We start from the raw sequence: 1,389 nt of genomic DNA, 5'->3' as shown, positions 1-1,389 counted from the left end.
GTCTGCCGGCGACAGGACGAGTCAGAAACCGTTGATGTAGGCGAAGGACATGCGAAAGGTCCGGCGTAGAGGGTAAGACCCCCGTAGTCGAAACGTCAGCGGCTCGTTGGAGAGACACCCAAGTAGCACGGGGCCCGAGAAATCCCGTGTGAATCTGGCGGGACCACCCGCTAAGCCTAAATATTCCCTGGTGACCGATAGCGGATAGTACCGTGAGGGAATGGTGAAAAGTACCCCGGGAGGGGAGTGAAATAGTACCTGAAACCGTGTGCCTACAAGCCGTGGGAGCGTCGGATGCAGCTTGCTGCATCTCGTGACTGCGTGCCTTTTGAAGAATGAGCCTGCGAGTTTGCGGTGTGTTGCGAGGTTAACCCGGGTGGGGAAGCCGTAGCGAAAGCGAGTCCGAACAGGGCGCTGTAGTAGCACGCTCAAGACCCGAAGCGGAGTGATCTAGCCATGGGCAGGTTGAAGCGGAGGTAAGACTTCGTGGAGGACCGAACCCACCAGGGTTGAAAACCTGGGGGATGACCTGTGGTTAGGGGTGAAAGGCCAATCAAACTCCGTGATAGCTGGTTCTCCCCGAAATGCATTTAGGTGCAGCGTCGTGTGTTTCTTGCCGGAGGTAGAGCACTGGATAGGCGATGGGCCCTACCGGGTTACTGACCTTAGCCAAACTCCGAATGCCGGTAAGTGAGAGCGCGGCAGTGAGACTGTGGGGGATAAGCTCCATGGTCGAGAGGGAAACAGCCCAGAGCATCGACTAAGGCCCCTAAGCGTACGCTAAGTGGGAAAGGATGTGGAGTCGCACAGACAACCAGGAGGTTGGCTTAGAAGCAGCCACCCTTGAAAGAGTGCGTAATAGCTCACTGGTCTAGTGATTCCGCGCCGACAATGTAGCGGGGCTCAAGCGTACCGCCGAAGTCGTGTCATTGCAGCGTATAGCCCCAACGGGTGCTGTGATGGGTAGGGGAGCGTCGTCTGCCGGGTGAAGCGGCACTGGAAGGTAGTCGTGGACGGTTGACGAGTGAGAATGCAGGCATGAGTAGCGATTCACACGTGAGAAACGTGTGCGCCGATTGACTAAGGGTTCCTGGGTCAAGCTGATCTGCCCAGGGTAAGTCGGGACCTAAGGCGAGGCCGACAGGCGTAGTCGATGGATAACCGGTTGATATTCCGGTACCCGCTGTGAAGCGTCAAACATCGAATCCAGTGATGCTAAGGCCGTGAAGCCGCCCCGGAGCCTTCGGGCAAGGGGGAGTGGTGGAGCCGCCGGACCGATCTGGTAGTAGGTGAGTGATGGGGTGACGCAGGAAGGTAGTCCATCCCGGGCGGTGGTTGTCCCGGGGTAAGGGTGTAGGCCGTGCGGTAGGTAAATCCGTCGCACATCAA

Annotated in this window: 1 rRNA gene (only partly in view); it reads left to right on the top strand. The window is 58.0% G+C overall.

Going from position 1 to position 1,389, the window contains the following annotated elements:
- A 23S ribosomal RNA gene (locus tag ABT288_RS49735) occupies positions 1-1,389 on the top strand; its annotated part runs 1,493 nt beyond the window's last position; the annotation flags it as partial.

The organism is Streptomyces sp. NPDC001093 (assembly GCF_040298985.1).
In the GTDB taxonomy this organism is placed as follows: Bacteria; Actinomycetota; Actinomycetes; order Streptomycetales; family Streptomycetaceae; genus Streptomyces.
Note: the sequence above shows the minus strand (reverse complement) of the source record. Positions and strands in the feature narration are given on the sequence as shown.